The 17,218-nt window shown below is 78.6% G+C and carries 14 protein-coding genes; 9 read left to right on the top strand and 5 right to left on the bottom strand.

What is annotated here, in order from left to right; all coding sequences use genetic code 11:
- Window positions 1-37: 37 nt before the first annotated feature.
- Both V9U69_RS01995 and V9U69_RS02000 read right to left on the bottom strand, forming a co-directional pair.
- Window positions 38-316 (bottom strand): Lrp/AsnC family transcriptional regulator, encoded by a 279-nt coding sequence (locus tag V9U69_RS01995; protein WP_337059614.1) that lies wholly within the window; start codon window positions 314-316, stop codon window positions 38-40.
- A 9-nt stretch (window positions 317-325) separates the two neighbouring features.
- Window positions 326-2,107 carry a DEDD exonuclease domain-containing protein gene (locus tag V9U69_RS02000; RefSeq protein WP_337059615.1) on the bottom strand — a complete coding sequence of 594 codons (1,782 nt, stop codon included), beginning with the start codon at window positions 2,105-2,107 and terminating at the stop codon, window positions 326-328.
- Between the two features lie 138 nt (window positions 2,108-2,245).
- Between V9U69_RS02000 and V9U69_RS02005 the strand changes: the two genes are divergently transcribed.
- The 3 genes from V9U69_RS02005 (at window position 2,246) to V9U69_RS02015 (ending at window position 5,140) form a co-directional block, all read left to right on the top strand.
- The gene (locus V9U69_RS02005; RefSeq protein ID WP_337059616.1) at window positions 2,246-2,497 is read left to right on the top strand and encodes a hypothetical protein; all 252 of its coding nucleotides are present in this window, start codon (window positions 2,246-2,248) and stop codon (window positions 2,495-2,497) included.
- Window positions 2,498-2,570: 73 nt separating this feature from the next.
- A complete protein-coding gene (locus V9U69_RS02010; protein ID WP_337059617.1) occupies window positions 2,571-3,896 on the top strand; it encodes a hypothetical protein in 1,326 nt (441 codons plus the stop codon).
- The gene (locus tag V9U69_RS02015) at window positions 3,893-5,140 is read left to right on the top strand and encodes a glycosyltransferase family 4 protein (protein ID WP_337059618.1); all 1,248 of its coding nucleotides are present in this window, start codon (window positions 3,893-3,895) and stop codon (window positions 5,138-5,140) included. The genes V9U69_RS02010 and V9U69_RS02015 overlap by 4 nt, the downstream gene beginning before the upstream one ends.
- Window positions 5,141-6,462: 1,322 nt before the next feature.
- On the opposite strand, the gene V9U69_RS02020 is transcribed toward V9U69_RS02015, so the two are convergent.
- Window positions 6,463-8,259, bottom strand: a complete 1,797-nt coding sequence (locus tag V9U69_RS02020) for an AMP-dependent synthetase/ligase (protein ID WP_337059619.1) — start codon at window positions 8,257-8,259, stop codon at window positions 6,463-6,465.
- A gap of 268 nt (window positions 8,260-8,527) precedes the next feature.
- Between V9U69_RS02020 and V9U69_RS02025 the strand changes: the two genes are divergently transcribed.
- The 4 genes from V9U69_RS02025 to V9U69_RS02040 all read left to right on the top strand — a co-directional run bounded on the left by V9U69_RS02025 (window position 8,528) and on the right by V9U69_RS02040 (window position 12,112).
- Window positions 8,528-9,034, top strand: coding sequence for a hypothetical protein (locus V9U69_RS02025; RefSeq protein WP_337059620.1), 507 nt, complete (start codon window positions 8,528-8,530; stop codon window positions 9,032-9,034).
- 167 nt (window positions 9,035-9,201) lie between these two features.
- A complete protein-coding gene (locus V9U69_RS02030; RefSeq protein WP_337059621.1) occupies window positions 9,202-10,248 on the top strand; it encodes an ROK family glucokinase in 1,047 nt (348 codons plus the stop codon).
- A 35-nt stretch (window positions 10,249-10,283) separates the two neighbouring features.
- Window positions 10,284-11,363: an ROK family glucokinase gene (locus V9U69_RS02035; protein ID WP_337059622.1), complete on the top strand. Its 1,080-nt coding sequence runs from the start codon at window positions 10,284-10,286 to the stop codon at window positions 11,361-11,363.
- On the top strand, window positions 11,360-12,112 hold the full coding sequence (locus tag V9U69_RS02040; protein WP_337059623.1) for an endonuclease/exonuclease/phosphatase family protein: 753 nt from the start codon (window positions 11,360-11,362) through the stop codon (window positions 12,110-12,112). Before V9U69_RS02035 ends, V9U69_RS02040 begins: the two co-directional genes overlap by 4 nt.
- 63 nt (window positions 12,113-12,175) lie before the next feature.
- On the opposite strand, the gene V9U69_RS02045 is transcribed toward V9U69_RS02040, so the two are convergent.
- Entirely contained in the window at window positions 12,176-12,754 is a 579-nt protein-coding gene (locus tag V9U69_RS02045; protein ID WP_337059624.1) for a hypothetical protein, read from the bottom strand.
- Between the two features lie 112 nt (window positions 12,755-12,866).
- Here V9U69_RS02045 and V9U69_RS02050 point away from each other — a divergent pair, with 112 nt between their 5' ends.
- Together V9U69_RS02050 and V9U69_RS02055 are read left to right on the top strand one after the other, a co-directional pair.
- Window positions 12,867-13,625, top strand: a complete 759-nt coding sequence (locus tag V9U69_RS02050; protein WP_337059625.1) for a lysophospholipid acyltransferase family protein — start codon at window positions 12,867-12,869, stop codon at window positions 13,623-13,625.
- A 105-nt stretch (window positions 13,626-13,730) separates the two neighbouring features.
- Complete coding sequence (locus tag V9U69_RS02055) at window positions 13,731-15,128, top strand: class II 3-deoxy-7-phosphoheptulonate synthase (protein ID WP_337059626.1); 1,398 nt, start codon at window positions 13,731-13,733, stop codon at window positions 15,126-15,128.
- Between the two features lie 80 nt (window positions 15,129-15,208).
- On the opposite strand, the gene pknB is transcribed toward V9U69_RS02055, so the two are convergent.
- Window positions 15,209-17,209 carry a Stk1 family PASTA domain-containing Ser/Thr kinase gene (gene pknB / locus V9U69_RS02060; RefSeq protein ID WP_337059627.1) on the bottom strand — a complete coding sequence of 667 codons (2,001 nt, stop codon included), beginning with the start codon at window positions 17,207-17,209 and terminating at the stop codon, window positions 15,209-15,211.
- Window positions 17,210-17,218 lie beyond the last annotated feature (9 nt).

Genomic DNA, 17,218 nt, shown 5'->3' on the forward strand with positions numbered 1-17,218 from the left:
GGCCGCTCGAACGGGCCGGGCGCGCCGGTCGAGCGGGTCAGTCGAGGCCGAGGTCGAAGGCGCTCTCGAGGTCGTGGCGCGAGTACGCGCGGAAGGCGATGTTCGTCGTCGTGGTGGTGATCCCCTCCACGCGGGCGATGCCGCCGGCGATGACGTCGGCGAGCTGCTCGTGCCGGCGCACCCGCACCACCACGACCAGGTCGACGTCCCCGGTGACGGAGTACACCTCCGAGACGCCGTCGAGGTCGGCCAGCACCTCGGCGACCTCGGGGATGCGCCGGCCGTCGGTGCGCACGTTGACGATGGCGGTGATCACCCGCGCAGCCTAGGACGCCGTGCCCGCGGTGCCCAGCCGGTGCCGCGCCCAGCCGGCACCGCGCACCGGCAGCGCCCACGGCGCGGCCGCGCCGTCGACCGAGACCAGGCGCACGCCCGGCTGCTCCAGCCAGCCCACCAGCGCGTCCGTCTCCTCCACCAGCGCCGCGGGCCGTCCCGGCGCCGGCGGCTCCACCACCTCGCCGGTGGCCCGCAGCGCCGCCACGTGCGGCACCGGGTCCGCCCCGCGCGGGGTCAGGGTGGTGCCGGCCAGGCGGCCGTGGCGCACCAGCACCAGCTCCCAGCCGCCGTCCGGCCACCCGGGCTCGGGCGCGCACCGCCGGGCGGCCACCAGCTCCGGCGTCCCCAGCAGCGGCGCCCGGCGCTGGGCGCGCTCGGCCGCGCGCAGGAGGGCGTCCAGCCGGTCGCGCACCTGCCCGGCCTCCTCGAACCGCTCCTGCTCCGCCAGCGCGCGCATGCGCCGCAGGCCCGCTTCCAGGGCGGTGCTCGCGTCCTCGCGCATCGAGGCGCGCACCTGCTCCACCACGACCGCGTACGAGGTGGCGTCCTGCCCGCCGCGCCGCGGACCCAGGCACGGCGCCCCGCAGCGGCCCAGCTCCGCCAGCGCGCACGCCCCCGGGCCGTCGGCGGGCGGCACCCTCGGGATGCGCCGCGTGCAGCGCCGCAGCGGGTGCAGGTCGTGCAGGGCCTGCACGGCCAGCTCCGCGGTGCGCGCCGAGCGGAAGGGGCCCAGGTACTCCGCGCCGTCGGCGGCGTCGGCGCGCACCTGCCGCACCAGCGACAACCGCGGCCACGGCCCGGTCGTCAGCTTCACCCACGTCGCCCGCTCGGGGGTCTTCGAGCGCCGGTTGTACGGCGGCCGGTGCTCGGCGATGAGCCGCAGCTCGCGCACCCGCGCCTCCAGCGGCGTCGCGCACACCACGGGCACCACCTCGGTGGCCGCCCGCACCATCTCGGTCATCCGCGCGCGCGTCTCCGAGGCCGTGAAGTACGACGCGACCCGGCGGCGCACGTCCACCGAGGTGCCCACGTACAGCACCCGGCCGGCGGCGTCGCGGAACAGGTACGCGCCCGGCGCGGACGGCAGCCCCACCGCCAGGTGCTTCTTGCCGCGCCGCGACGCCACCGCGGTGGACGTCACCGCGTGCAGGTCCTCCAGCGTCCGCACGCCCCGGTTGCCCAGGCGCCCCAGCAGCGCGTGCAGCACGTCCACGGTGGCCCGCGCGTCGTTCAGCGCCCGGTGGTCCGGCGCCGTGGCGGTGCCGAGCAGCCGCGCCAGCGTGCCCAGCTTGTGGTCGCGCGCCTCGTCGCGGCCGACGAGGGCGCGCGCCAGCGCCAGCGTGTCGACGACCTCCGGGCGCGGCCACTCCAGCCCGGCGCGCTCGCACGCGGCGGCCAGGAACGCCGTGTCGTAGCGGGCGTTGTGCGCCACCAGGACCGCCCCGCGGGAGAACTCCAGGAAGCCCGGCAGCACCGCGGCCGCCGGCGGCGCACCCGCCACCATCGAGGAGGTGATGCCGGTGAGCACCTGCACCACGGCCGGGACGGGCACCTCGGGGCGCACCAGCGTCTGGAACTCGCCCAGCACCTCGCCCCCGCGCACCTTCACGGCCCCGATCTCGGTGATCCCGCCGTCGGCCGGCGACCCGCCCGTCGTCTCCAGGTCGACGACCACGAACGTCGTGGTCTCCAGCGGCCGGCCCAGGTCCTCGAAGCTCGCCTGCACGGGGACGGGGAGGGCCCCGCGGGGCGGGCCGGGCGAGACGGGCACGCGCGCACGGTGCCACGCCCCTGCGACACGACCGGGGCGCGTGCCCGCGACACGCCCCGGCGGGGCGTGCGCCGCCCCCGCGGGAGCCGGCCGCCGGAGGGTGCCGCCGGAACGGGTCTGTCGGAGGGGCCGCCTAGCGTGCGCGACGCCGGCGAGGGTCCGGCCGGGCCGGGAGGTGCCCGCGACGGCGTGGAGGTGCCGGTGCTCATCGACTGCGACAGCTGCACGGTCCGCCCGGCGGCGTGCTCGGAGTGCGTCGTCTCGGTCCTGCTGGGCGAACCGGGCCCCACCCGGCTCGCCCCCGAGGAGCGCGACGCGGTGCAGGTGCTGGCCCGCTCCGGGCTCGTGCCGCCGCTGCGGCTGCGGGCCGGTGACCGCCGGGCGGGCTGAGGGCCCGCCGGGCACCGGCGCGCGCACGGGGACGGGCACCGGGCCGGGCGCCGGCGGGTGCGACGATGCCCCGGTGGACCGGCGCTCGGCGGTGCCGCGGCGGGCGCTGCTCACCGCGGGGTGCTGCCTGCTCGCCGGGTGCACCGGCCCGCGACGGCCCCCGGCGGGTCCCGCAGCCCCCAGCGGCCCCGCGAGCCCCGCGCGCGCCGACGCCGTCCTCCTGCTCGCCGAGCGCGGCCGCGCACTGGCCGCCGGTGACGTCGAGGCGGCCGGGGCCGTCTGCGCCCCCGGGCCACCCGCCGCGCACGCCCGGCTGCACCGGGCGGACACCGCCGCCGTCGCCGCCGGACTGCTCTCCTGGGCGGTGGACGTGCAGGAGGTCGCCGGTGGCCGCGTGAGCGGCCGACTGCGCGTGCGCGTGGCCGGGGAGGGCCGCGAGGTCGTGGGCCGGCTGCACGCCGGCCTGGTGCCCCGCGGCAGCGGGCACGCGCTCGCGCTGCCCGACGGGACCACCACGCCGCAGCCGTGGGACCTCGGCGAGGTCGACGCCCGAGAGGTCCCCGGCGGCGTCGTCCTGCTCGTCCGGGCCCCCGGACCGCCCCCGGTGCCGGCACCAGCCGGGGACGTGGCCCGGGAGGTGGCCGGCCAGGTCGCCGCGGACCTGCCGGGCGCCGCGGCCCGGGTGGCGGCGGCCTGGGGCGGTGAACCGCCCGGCACCGCCGTCGTCGTCGTGCCCACGACGGACCTGCTCGCCCGGCTGGCCGCGCTGGAGCCCGGCCGCGCCGCCGCCCTCGACGCCGTCGCGGTGGGCGAGGACTCCCACCTGGCCGACGGCGCCCCCGCCGGCGTGCGCGTCGTGCTGGCCGCCGAGCGCTTCGCGCGCCTGACCCGCACCGGCCGCACCGCCACCCTCACCCACGAGCTGGTGCACGCCGCCGTCCGGGCCACCACCACCGCCCGCCCCGCCGCCGACGGCGCGCGGCCCGTGCCCCGCTGGCTCTCCGAGGGCTACGCCGACCACGTCGCCCGGCAGGGGATCGACGTGCCCGCCGCGCTGCTCGCCGCCCCGCTGCTGGACGCCGTCGCGGCCGGCGCGGACCCCGCCGTGCCCGCCGACACCGCCTTCGACGACACCGGCGGCGACCTGCAGGTGGCGTACGCCGCCGCGTGGACCCTCGTCACCTCAGCCGCCCGCGCCGCGGGTGCCACGGGCACCGCCGCCGTCACCGCCCTGCACCGCGGTCTCGCCACCGCCCCCGAGCGCGGCGGCGCGGCGACCGCCCCGCGCGCGCAGCGGCTGGACGCGGCCTGCCGCGCCACCCTCGGCGCCGGGTGGGGCGAGGTCGTGCGCACCTGGCGCGCCGACGTCACCGGCGGCCTGGTGGGGTGGGGACCGTGAGCACCCTCGTCGTCACCAACGACTTCCCCCCGCGCACCGGCGGCATCGAGTCGTTCGTGCACGCCGTGGCGCGCCTGCTGCCGGCGGCCACCGCCCGCCGCGGTGGGGCCGGCGCCCGCGAGGCCTCCCGCGTCGTCGTGCACACCGCCCGCCAGCGCGGGGACGCCGCCGTCGACGCGGCGCTGGCCGACGCCGGGATCACCGTCGTGCGCGACCCCTCGCCGCTGCTGGTGCCCACCCCGCCGATCGTCCGGCGGCTGCGGCGCACCGCCCGCGAGCACGGCGCCGACCGCGTCTGGTTCGGCGCCGCCGCGCCCCTGGGCCTGGCGGCGCCCGCCCTGCGGCGCGCCGGGGTGGCCCGGTCGGTGGCCACCACCCACGGGCACGAGGTGTGGTGGTCCACCCTGCCCGGCTCGCGGGCCGCGCTGCGCCGCATCGGCGAGGACACCGACACCCTCACCTACCTGGGCCCCTGGTGCCGCTCGCGCATCGAACGGCCGCTGAGCGCCGCCGCCCGTGCCCGGATGCGCCGGCTGACCCCCGGTGTGGACGCCGACGTCTTCCGGCCCGGCTGCGGCGGTGAGGAGGTGCGCGCCCGGCACGGCCTGGGCGAGCGGCCCGTCGTGGTGTGCGTCTCCCGGCTGGTGGCCCGCAAGGGCCAGGACGTGCTCGTGCGCGCCCTGCCCGAGGTGCGCCGGCGCGTGCCCGGCGCCGCGCTGCTGATCGTCGGCGACGGCCCGCACCGCCCCGCGGTGGAACGCCTCGTGGACCGCCTCGGCCTGCGCGGGCACGTCGTGCTCACCGGTGCGGTGCCGTGGAGCGAGACGCCCGCCCACTACGACGCCGGCGACGTCTTCTGCATGCCCACCCGCACCCGGCTGGGCGGCCTGGAGCCGGAGGCCCTCGGCATCTGCTACCTGGAGGCCGCCGCCACCGGCCTGCCCGTCGTGGCCGGCGACTCCGGCGGCGCGCCCGACGCCGTGCTGGACGGCGTCAACGGCCACGTCGTCGACGGCCGGGACGTCGCCGCCGTCGCCGACCGCGTGGCCGGCCTGCTCGCCGACCCCGGCCGCGCCCGCGCCCTGGGTGCCGCGGGGCGCGCCTGGGTCAGCCGGAGCTGGGGCTGGACGGCGCAGGCGGACCGCCTGGCCGCGCTGCTCGCCGGCGCCGACGTGCCGGACGAGCCCCCGGGACCCCCGCCGGGCCGTCCGTCGGGCGGTGCGCCGGGGGAGCCGTCCCGCTGACGGGCGGCCGGGCCCCGGCGCTCGCGGCCACCGCCAGCAGCAGCAGCGCCCCCACCAGCCAGAACTGGTTGTAGAACGCCTGCTTGTTGACGAGGTTGACGACCATCAGCACCGCCGCGCACCAGGTCAGCAACCCGGCCAGTCCCACCGGGCGCCGGTGCAGCGCCACCACGGCGGCGCCCACCACGAGGACGACCACCGCGCCGACCACCGCGAACGGCAGGCGCACTCCCGTCTCGTTGAGGACCGCGGTGTAGAGGGTGTCGGCGAACCGCAGCGGCGGCAGCTCCAGCATCGTGCTCACCGTGTCGTGCGCGAAGTCGCCCGGAGCGCTCAGCGCCCACGGCGCCACCAGCAGTCCCGCACCGCCCACCGCGACCGCGGTGCGGCGCACCCCGAAGCGGGGCCAGACCGCCAGCAGCGGCAGCAGCACCACCACGTGCTGCTTGGTGGCCAGCGCCACCGCCAGCGGCACCACCGCCCACCAGGCGCCCGTGCCGCCGCGCGCCACCAGCAGCGCCCAGCCGGCCAGGCCCACCAGCACGGTGGGTTCGGTCCACGCCTGCTCCACCAGGGTGCTGCCGCCGGGTGCCAGCACCAGCAGCGCCGCCGCGGCCAGCGCCGGCACCCGCCACCGGCCCAGCGCGGCCGTGCACAGCGCCGCGGCCACCACCAGCACCACCAGCGCCCACCGCACGTCCCCCGCCAGCCACCGCCCGGGCGCGGTCAGCACCGCCGTCCACGGCAGGTAGGCGAAGGCGTCGGTGATGCCGGGCGAGCCCACCCACTCCATCGCGTACATCGACTCGCCCCGCCCCAGGCCGTCGGCGGCCTGCTGCAGGATCACCCACACGTCGATGCGCGGTGCGGGGTCCCCGGTGACCACCAGCGCCCAGGCGCCGGCGGCGCCGGCCAGCGCCACCGGCAGCACCGCGGCGCGGGTGCGCGCGGACAGCAGCAGCGCCCCCGCCGCCAGCGCCGAGCCGGCCAGCACCCAGCGCACCACCCGCAGGTCGCCGGGCCCCAGGTAGCTGAACGGCGCCAGCAGCAGGTGCGTCAGCGCCACCAGCCCCAGGGCGCCCGCCGCGGCCACCCGCCCCCCGGAGGGCGCCGCCGCCGCGCCGCGGTCGTCCCGTGCGGTGACCGCCAGCGCCACCAGGGCCCCGGCCACCAGCACGTACCCCGCCACGATCCACCAGCGGTAGCGCACCACGCTGTGCGTGGCCAGCGCCGACAGCACCCACCACGCGCCCAGCGCGGCGACCTCCCGGCGCGTCACCGTGACACCCGCCCGCGCACCGGCCCGTGCACCACCGAGCCGCTCACGCGTAGAGGGCGTCGACCTCGCCGGCGAAGTCGCGCAGCACCTCGGCGCGCTTGACCTTCTGCGAGGGCGTCAGGTAGCCGTTCTCGATCGTGAAGTCGCCCTCCAGCACGCGGAAGCGGCGCACGGACTCCGCCCGGCTGACGGCCTCGTTGGCGTCGTCCACGGCCCGCTGCAGCGCGGCGAGCACCACCTCGTCGGTCCGGGCGCTCGCCGCGTCCAGGCCCGGGCGGCCGTGGTTCGCGCCCCACGACGGCAGCGCCTCCTCGTCGAGGGTGAGCAGGCAGGCGACGTAGTGCCGGCCGTCGCCGACGACGACGGCCTGCGAGACGAGCGGGTGCGCCCGCAGGCGGTCCTCCAGGGTGGCCGGCACGACGTTCTTGCCGTTCGCCGTGACGATGATCTCCTTCTTGCGGCCGGTGATGCGCACGTGGCCGGAGTCCAGGACCTCACCGAGGTCGCCCGTGCGGAACCAGCCGTCCTGGAACGCCCCGGCGGTCTCGTCCGCGCGGCCGCGGTACTCGCGGAAGACCCCGACCCCGCGGCACAGCAGCTCGCCGTCCTCGGCGACGGCGACGTCCGTGCCCGGCAGGGGCAGCCCGACCGTGCCGACGCGGATGCTGGAGGGGCGGTTCACGCACAGCGGCGCGGTGGTCTCGGTGAGGCCGTAGCCCTCGAGCACCACCAGCCCCACGCCGCGGAAGAAGTGCGTCAGGTGCTCGCCCATGGGGGCGCCGCCGGAGACGGCGTGCTCCACGTTCCCGCCCAGCAGCGCCCGCAGCTTGCCGTAGACGAGGCGGTCGAACAGGGCGTGCCGCGCCCGCAGCGGCAGCGAGGGGCCGCCGGTGTCCAGGGCGCGCGAGTACGCCACGGCGGTGGCCGAGGCCCGCTCGAAGATCGCCGCCTTGAGCTTGCCGCCGCCGGCGGCGCGCTGCTCGGCGCCGTTGTAGACCTTCTGGAAGACCCGCGGCACCGCCAGCACGAACGTCGGGCGGAACCCGCCGAGGTCGGTGAGCAGGTCCTTGGCGTCGGGCGTGTGCCCCACCCGGATGCGGCACACCAGGCACAGCACCTGGATGAAGCGGGCGAACACGTGCGCCAGCGGGATGAACAGCAGCGTCGCGGCGTCCGGCCGCTGCAGCACCTCGGGGATGGCCGCGCGCGCGTTGACCGCGAGGTCCAGGAAGTTGCCGTGCGTGAGCACGCAGCCCTTCGGGCGGCCGGTAGTGCCGGAGGTGTAGATGATCGTCGCCGGGTCCCCGGGTCCGGCCAGGGTCCGCCGGCCCTCCAGCTCGTCGTCGCCGGTGTCGCGGCCCGCGGCGCGCAGCTCCTCCAGGGCGCCGGACGCCAGCGTCCACACGTCCCGCAGCTGCGGCAGCCGCTCGCGCACGGACGCGACGCGGGCCGCGTTGTCCGTCGTCTCGGCGAAGCACGCCACGGCCCCGGAGTCGGCGAGGATCCACTGCACCTGCTCGGCCGAGGACGTCTCGTAGACGGGCACGGTGACGGCACCGGCGAACCAGGTCGCCACGTCCACGACCGTCCAGTCGTAGCTGGTGCGCGCCATCAGGGCGACGCGGTCGCCCGGCTGCACGCCCGCGGCCACCAGGCCCTTGGCCACCGCGGTGACGTCGGCCAGGAACCGCTCGGCGCTCACGTCCTCCCAGCCGCCCCCGGCGAGCCTGCGGCTGGCGGTGACGTGCCCGGGGACCTCGCGCGCGGTGGTCACCACGCAGTCGGTGAGGTTGCCGCTCGTGGCGGGCGGGACGAGCGGGGGCTCGCAGCTGCTCCGCACGAAGGTCTCCTCCTCGGGTGTGCTCCGGGGGCGACGCCGTCGTCGGCCGCGTCCGGGGTCGCCTGCTGGTGCGGCGGGTCCCCGAACCCTACCGGCGGGTGGACGCCGCACCCGTGTCCCGGGGCGCGCGCCGCCCGTGCCGTCGCGGTCGGTGAGCCCGCGAGCGCTGCCGGTGGCCGCCCGGGCCGCTTCAGGTGGCCGCCGCGCCGTCCGATGGGGCGGGGTGGGCGAGGGCCCGGCCGGGCACCCGCCCGGGGGAGGGGGAGCGGTGGACGAGGTCCCGGGCGGCGCCGTGCGCCGCGACGCGCGCAGCAGCACCCGCACCGGTGCGGCCTTCGGCGGGCTCGAGGTGGGTGCGCCGGTCAGCCGCCTGCCCGTCGTCCCCGCTCCGGCGCCGGCGCCGGAGCGCTGCCCGTCGTGCGCCGCGCGGGTGCGGGCGGGGCAGCGGTGGTGCTCGCTGTGCCACGAGCCGCTGGCGGTGGCCGGGCGACCGGCCCCCGCACCGGCCCCCGAGCCCGCTCCCGAACCAGCCCCCGAGCCCGCCCCCGCACCTGGCTCCGGACCGGCTCCCGAGCCCGCTCCCGCACCGGGCGTCGCGCCCGCGCCGGACGACGACGAGGTCGAGCGGATGCTGCGCGAGCTGGCGGGCTCGGCGGCGCCGGTGCGCGGCCTGGCCACGCCCCGCGCCAAGGTCGCCGTCGCGGCCGGCGGCGGGCTCGCCCTGACCCTGCTGCTGCTGCTGGCCATGACCGTCCTGGGGCTCCTGGCGGGCTGACCCGCCGGGACGACCCGCGTGCCCCCGGTGCCCCGCCGCGGCGCCGGAGCGGCCGCCGCGGCCCGCCGACCCCGGGTCCGGCGCCGCGATGCTCTAGCCTCCTGGCGGTCGCCGATCGCGCGACCGCCCCGGCCGGGGCACGCGTCGCAGGGGGTTCCGGAACGGGCATGGCCGATCAGCGCAGCACTCAGCCCACGACTCAGCCCACCCGGCGGGAGACCCCGGAGCCGGTCGCCGCGACCGCCGGGCAGGTGCCGGGCAACGCCATCGGCGTCGACATCGGCGGCACGAAGATCGGCGCGGGGGTCGTCGACCACCGCGGGCGCATCCTCGCCAAGACCCGCCGGGAGACCCCCGCCTCGCACCCGGACGCCATCGCCGAGGCCGTCGCCGACGCGATCGCCGAGCTGGCCACGACGCACGAGTTCGGCCCCGTCGGCGTGGCCGCCGCCGGCTTCGTCGACGCCGCCCGCTCCTGCGTGGTCTTCGCGCCCAACCTCGCCTGGCGCGACGAGCCGCTGCGCGAGCGGCTCGAGCCCCGCCTGGGCCGGCGGGTCGTCGTGGAGAACGACGCCAACGCCGCCGCCTGGGCCGAGTACCGCTTCGGCGGCGGCCTCGACGAGCGCGGCGAGCCGGTCGACGACCTGCTCATGCTCACGGTCGGCACCGGGCTCGGCGGCGGCATCGTCTCCGGCGGCGTCCTGCAGCGCGGCGCCAACGGGGCCGCGGCCGAGCTGGGGCACGTGCGCGCCGTGCCCGGCGGGCGCGCCTGCGGGTGCGGCGGCACCGGCTGCTGGGAGCAGTACGTCTCCGGCAACGCCCTGGTGCGCGAGGCGCGCGACCTGCTGCGCTCGGGCGACCCGTCCGCCGAGCACCTGCTGCGGGCCGTCGGCGGCGACCCCGAGGCCGTGGACGGGCCCACCGTGACCCGCCTGGCGCAGGAGGGCGACGTCGCCTCCGCGCGCCTGCTGGCCGAGGTGGGCCGCTGGCTCGGCGAGGCCGTGGCGAGCTTCGTCGCCGTCCTGGACCCCGAGGTCGTCGTCATCGGCGGTGGCGTCTCCAGCGCGGGGGAGCTGCTGCTGTCCCCGGCGCGGGCCAGCCTCGCCGCGAACCTCCCCGGCCGCACCCACCGGCGCCCGCCGCCCCTGCGCGTCGCCCGCCGCGGCAACGACGCGGGGATCATCGGCGCTGCCGACCTCGCCCGCGTCGACTGACCCAGCCCCGACAGCACGCGACGACAGGACGCGAGATGGCCGCACCCCGCCAGAGCCCACCCCGGCGCCGCCGCCCGCCGGACCCCCGTCGCGCAGCGCTGCAGCAGCGGCTGCGCCAGCAGACCCGCCGCGCCCTCATCGGCGACGGGCCCGCGGTCGGCGTCGACATCGGCGGCACGAAGGTGCTCGCCGGGGTCGTCGACGGCGACGGCCGCGTCGTGGCCCAGGTGCGCCGCGAGACGCCCACCAAGAGCCCGCGCGCGGTGGAGGACACCATCGCGGAGGTCGTCGAGGAGCTCGCCGGCGCCCACGACATCGTCTCCGTCGGCATCGGCGCCGCCGGGTTCGTCGACGCGGACCGCTCCACCGTCCTGTTCGCCCCGCACCTGGCGTGGCGGCACGAGCCGCTGCGCGAGGCCGTGGAGCGGCGGGTGCGGGCACGGCTGGGCCGGCGGGTGGGGCGGCGCACCGTGGTGGAGAACGACGCCAACGCCGCCGCCTGGGCCGAGTACCGCTTCGGCGCCGGCCGCGGGGAGAGCCGCCTGCTGTGCGTGACGATGGGCACCGGCATCGGCGGCGGCATCGTCACGCAGGGCCGGGTGGTGCGCGGCCGGTACGGCCTGGCCGGGGAGTTCGGCCACATGGTCGTCGTGCCCGGCGGGCACCGCTGCGAGTGCGGCAACCGCGGCTGCTGGGAGCAGTACGCCTCCGGCAACGCGCTGGTGCGCGAGGCGCGCGAACTGGCCCGCTCGGCCTCGCCCGTGGCGCACGCCCTGCTGGAGCTGGCCGGCGGCGACCCCGAGGCGATCACCGGCCCGCTGGTGACGCAGGCGGCCCGGGCCGGCGACCCGGCGGCGGTGGAGCTGTTCGAGGAGGTCGGCCGCTGGCTGGGCGTCGGCGTCGCGAACCTCGCCGCCGCGCTGGACCCGGGCACCGTCGTCATCGGCGGCGGCGTCTCGGACGCCGACGAGCTGCTGCTGGGCCCGTGCCGGGAGGCGTACCGGCGCACGCTGACCGGTCGCGGGTTCCGCCCGGAGCTGCGGGTCGTGCGCGCCCGGCTGGGACCGGCGGCCGGCCTGGTCGGTGCGGCGGACCTCTCCCGCGGCTGGGGGTGAGCCCCGGCGCCGCCGCGCGCCTGCGGGTCGCCACCTGCAACGTGCGCGAGCTGCTCGACGACGGCCGGGCGCTGCGGGAGGTGCTGCGCGCGAGCGGCGCGGACGTGGTCTGCCTGCAGGAGGTCCCCACGCACCCCCTGGCCCGCCACCGCCTCGGCGACCTCGCCACCGGCGCCGACCTGCAGGTGGTGGCGGACGGCCCCGCCGGCGCCGGCACCGCGGTGCTCGTGGCGCCGCGGGTGGACGTGCGCGCGACGGCGGTGCGGGCGCTGCCCACCGCCTCCCGCCGCCGGTGGCGCCCGGTGCGCCGGCGCGGTGCGGCCGAGGCGGTCGTGCGGGTGCCCGGCCCGGCGGGCTGGTCGGCGGAGGTCCTGGTGCGCAGCGTGCACCTGGGCCTGGACGCCGCCGAGCGCGTCGAGCACGCGCTGCGGCTGGTACCGCCGGCGCCGCCCGCCCCGGCGTGCGCACCCTGGGCCGACGCCCCCCTCGTCGTGGCCGGCGACCTGAACGAGGGGCCCGGCGGCGCGGCCCGGGCGGTGCTGACCGCACGGCTCGCCGACGCGGCCGAGGTGGCCGGCGCGGCGTTCGCGACGTTCCCGGCCCGGTCACCGCGCCGGCGGATCGACGTGGTGCTCGCCGATCCCCGGCTGCTCCCGGCCGCGGTGACCACGCCCCCGGTGGCGGTCGCCGCACGGGCCACCGACCACCTCGCGGTGGTCGCGGACCTGCGGCTGCCGGGCGTCCGGTAGCCCCGCGCGGGAACCCCGGGGCCTGCGCTGCCGTCCCGGTGCGCGGCCGCACCGGTCGGCGCGTCAGACGACCGCGCCGTCGTCGCCGTCGTCGTCGCGCGAACCGGGCAGGCGCACCACCAGGGTCGCGAACCCCGCCACGAACACGGCGGCGGTGACCACCGTCACCAGGGCCGGCACGTCGCGCCACGCCAGCGCCACGACCAGCAGGAACAGCGGGGCGCCCACGACGGCCCCCCAGGCCGCCCAGCCGACCAGGTCGCGCGGCAGCGGGGCCGGTTCGGACGGCACGAACCGCTCGCCGGCGTCCAGGTCGCGCAGCTCCTCGGGCACCTCCGCCCGCCGCCCGCCGCCCGCGGGTACCCGCGGCGCGTCCTCGCGCGGTGCCGGCGGCAGCGGGCGCACCGTGCGCGCCTCCGGGCGCGGCGGGGGACCGGCCGCACCCGTGCTGTGCGGGGCCTGCCCGTCCTCGCTCCCGCCGGGCCGGTGGAACCCGTCGTCCGGGCCGTCGTCGCCGTCCCGCAGTGCGGGGGACGGGGTGCCGCGCTCGGCGGGGCCCTCGTCGTCCCAGCGCGCGACGATCTCGGCGAAGGCCGCGTCGACGTCGAGGCGGCCGGCTCCGTCGTCCGGGTCAGCAGGCACAGCTCATGGTGGCACGCCCGCCGCACGCGGTCGAGGCGTCCGGCCGCGCCCGGTGCCCTAGGGTCGCCGCAGCGGCGGGTGCCGGCCGCCACCGACGGCGGGAGGGGACCCGGTGCTCTACTGGCTCATCAAGCGGGGCGTGGCCGAGCCCGTGCTGAAGCCGGTGCTGCGGCCCTGGGTGCGGGGCCTGGAGAACGTGCCCGCCACGGGCCCCGCCGTGCTGGCCAGCAACCACCTCTCGGTGGCCGACCCGGTCCTGCTGGCCACGGTGCTGCGCCGCCGCATCACCTTCGCCGCCAAGGCGGACCTGTTCACCGGCCGCGGCCCGCAGGGCCGGCTGTTCGCCGGCCTGCTGCGCGGCGTCGGTCAGCTGCCGGTGGACCGCAGCGGCGGCAGCGCCTCCGCCGGGGCCATCGACGGGGCGGTGGAGGCCCTGCGCGCCGGAGAGCTGTTCGGCATCTACCCCGAGGGCACCCGCTCCCCGGACGGGCGGCTGCACCGCGGCCGCACGGGAGTCGCGCGCATCGCGCTGCGCTCGGGGGCGCCGGTGCTGCCCGTGGCGGTGATCGGCACCGCCGAGCTCATGCCGCGCGGGCGGCTGCTGCCGAAGGTGCGGCGGGTGGGGATCGTCGTCGGCGAGCCGCTGGACTTCTCCCGCTACGCCGGCCGCGCGGACGACCAGTTCGTGGTGCGCTCGGTCACCGACGAGGTGATGGCCGCGATCCAGCGCCTGTCGCGGCAGGAGTACGTCGACGAGTACGCCGCGCGCCACGGCGGGCAGGTCCGCGGTGAGCGCACCCCGCCGGCGGACGGCCGCCGCGGGCCCGGTGGGCGCGCCGCCCCGCCCGGGACCGGTGCCCCGCGCGGGTGAGCGCCCCGCCGCGGCGGGCGGGGACCGCGGGCCGGCACCGGTGAGGTGCCGGGACCGCCACCGGTGCGTCCCGCGCACGGGTGGCGGGGTGCGAGACTGGCCCGCGTGAGCACCGGAACGAGCACCGCGCCCACGGCCGCATCCTCGATCGAGTGGCCGGACCTGCCCGCCGCCCAGCAGCCGCGGTGGCCCGACGCCGCCGCCCTGGCCCGCGTGCAGGCGGAGCTCGCGTCCTGTCCGCCCCTCGTCTTCGCCGGGGAGGCGGACCAGCTGCGCGCGCAGCTGGCGGCCGCCGCCCGCGGTGAGGCGTTCCTGCTGCAGGGCGGGGACTGCGCCGAGACGTTCGCCGGCGCCACGGCCGACGGCATCCGCCGCCGGCTGAAGACGATGCTGCAGATGTCCGCGGTCCTCACCTACGGCGCCAGCCTGCCGGTGATCAAGGTCGGGCGGATGGCCGGGCAGTTCTCCAAGCCGCGCTCGCGCGACGACGAGACCCGCGACGGCACGACCCTGCCCGCCTACCGCGGGGACGCCGTCAACGACTACGCCTTCACCCCCGAGGCCCGCACCCCGGACCCGCAGCGGCTGCTGCAGGCCTACCACACGTCCTCGGCGACGCTGAACCTCATCCGCGCGTTCACCACGGGCGGCTACGCCGACCTGCGCAAGGTGCACGAGTGGAACCGCGGGTTCGCCGCCACCGCCGCCAACGTGCGCTACGAGGCCCTCGCCCGCGACATCGACAAGGCCATGCGGTTCATGGTCGCCTGCGGCGCGGACTTCGACGCGCTGAAGACGGTGCAGTTCTTCTCCAGCCACGAGGCGCTGCTGCTGGACTACGAGCGTCCCCTGACCCGCACGCTGGACGAGGAGCCCCCGCTGGCCGGCGGCTCGCCCGTGCGCGACGTGCGTCAGGGCGGCCCGTACGACGTCTCCGCGCACATGGTGTGGATCGGGGAGCGCACCCGGCAGCTCGACGGCGCGCACGTCGACTTCGCCTCCAGGATCCGCAACCCCGTCGGCATCAAGCTGGGGCCGACGACCTCGGTCGACGACGCGCTGGCGCTGGTGGACAAGGTCGACCCGTACCGCGAGCCGGGCCGGCTGACCTTCATCACCCGCATGGGCGCCTCCACGATCCGCGACGCGCTGCCGAAGCTCGTGGAGGGCGTGACGCGGGCCGGCGCGCAGGTGACGTGGGTGTGCGACCCGATGCACGGCAACACCATCACCTCCACCAGCGGCTACAAGACCCGCCGCTTCGACGACGTCGTGGACGAGGTCCGCGGCTTCTTCGAGGTGCACCGGGCGCTGGGCACCGTGCCCGGCGGCCTGCACGTGGAGCTCACCGGCGACGACGTCACCGAGTGCCTCGGCGGTGCCATGGACATCGACGACGCGGCGCTGGGCACCCGGTACGAGTCGCTGTGCGACCCGCGGCTGAACCACCAGCAGTCGCTGGAGCTGGCGTTCCTCGCCGCGGAGATGCTCGCCCAGCGCTGAGCACCCCCCCGCACGCACGACGGCCCCGTCGCGGTACTGCCGCGGCGGGGCCGTCGTGCGAGCGGGGGCCGGTGGTGGGGTCAGACCACCGTCACCGTGATCGTGGACCCCTTGGGCACCGCCTGCCCGGAGCCCGGCTCCACCGAGCGCACCGTGCCGAAGATGCCGCCGAGGACCTCCTCCACGCGCACCGTGAACCCCAGCTCCTCGAGCGCGGCGCGCACCTCCGGCAGCTGCTTGCCCTGCAGGCCGCCGGGGACCTCCACCAGCGGTGGGCCGGTGGAGACGACGAGCTCGACGGTGTCGCCGCGGAAGAGCGTGCCGTCGGCGGGTTCCTGGGAGATCACCCGGCCCGCCGGGACGGTCTCGCTGGTGCGCTCGGTCGGCTCGCCCGGCACCAGCCCGGCCTCGGTGATGCGGGCGCGCGCGTCCTCCAGGGGCTGGCCCGCCACGTCGGGCACGGCGATCGGCTGGCGCCCCTTCGAGACCACCAGGCCCACGGGGGTGTCGTGGGGCACGGAGGTGCCGGCGGCGGGGTCGGTGCGGATCACCACGCCCTGCTCGACGTCCTCGCTGAACTCCTCGGTGACCGCGCCGACGGCCAGGCCCGTCTCGCGCAGCGCCTGCTCCGCGGCGGCGGTCTCGCGGCCGGCCACGTCGGGCACGTCGAAGCGCTGCACGCCGCGGCTGACGACGAGGGTGACGGTGCCCTCCTCGCGCACCCGCTCCCCGGCCGCCGGGTCGGTGCCGATGACCGCGCCCTCGGGCACGGTGTCGCTGAACTCCTCGCGCTGCTCGACCTGGAGACCGGCGGAGCGCAGCTGCTGCGCGGCCGCCTGCGGGGTGCGCCCGGCCACGTCGGGGGTGGTCGTGAAGGCGCCGGGGCCGGCCATGAACCACCACGACACCCCGGCGGCCACGGCCAGCACCACCAGGGTGAGGACCATCACCAGCACGCCGCGCCGGCCGCGGCGGCCCGGCCGCGCAGGTGCGACCGCGGCGCTGCTGCCGTCCCCGTCCGCACCACCGCTCGTGGCGGCCTCCGCACCACCGCTCGTGGCGACGTCCGCGTCGCCGCCCGCGGGATCGTGCCCTCGGGTGCCGGCCAGCGGGGCGTCCGGGGCGTCGGCGAGGTCCAGGCGCACCGTGGTGCCGGGGCCGCCGGCGGCGGGGCGCGGCGAGCGGACGGCCAGCTCCTCGCCGGTCAGCTCGGCGCGCACGCGCCGCACGGCGGTGAGCATCTCGCCGGCGTCGCGGGGTCGCTCGTCGGGGTCCTTGGCCAGCGCCCCCAGCACGAGGCGGTCCACGGCCGCGGGCAGTCCCGGCACCAGCGACGACGGCGCGGGCGGGTCGTCGTAGACGTGCTGGTAGGCGACGCGGATGGGGGTGTCGCCCGTGAACGGCGGTGCCCCGGTGAGCACCTCGAAGAGCAGCACACCCACGCCGTACACGTCGCTGCGCGCGTCGGCGATGCCCCGCGAGACCTGCTCGGGGGCCAGGTACTCCGCGGTGCCCAGCAGGTCCGCGCCGGTGGAGGCGGTGCTGGTCCGGGTCGGTGCGACCGAGCGGGCCAGGCCGAAGTCGCTGACCTTGACGCGCCCGTCGTCGCCGACGAGCACGTTGCCGGTCTTCACGTCCCGGTGCAGCAGCCCCTTGCGGTGCGCTTCGGCCAGCGCGTCGAGCACCGAGGCGGTCACGTCCAGCGCCTCACCGACGGTCAGCGCGCCCTCCTCGTGCACGACGTCGCGCAGGGTGCGGCCGTTGACCAGCTCCATCACCAGGTACGCCGTCTCCTGGCCGTCGCCGCGCTCGGCGCCGTCGTCCACGCCCTGGTCGAGCACGGCGACCACGCCCGGGTGCGCCAGGCGCGCGGCCGACTTCGCCTCGCGCACGAAGCGCTGGCGCGCCACCGGGTCGTGCGCGAGGTCCGCGCGCAGCACCTTCAGCGCCACCTCGCGGTCCAGCCGCTGGTCCTCCGCGCGGTAGACGACGCCCATCCCACCGCGGCCGATGCGGCCGAGCACCCGGTAGCGCCGGTCCAGCACGCGCCCGACGAGCGGGTCGGAGAGGATGGCGTCCACGGTCGACGA

Source organism: Kineococcus sp. G2 (genome assembly GCF_037154035.1).
Taxonomy (GTDB): Bacteria; Actinomycetota; Actinomycetes; order Actinomycetales; family Kineococcaceae; genus Kineococcus.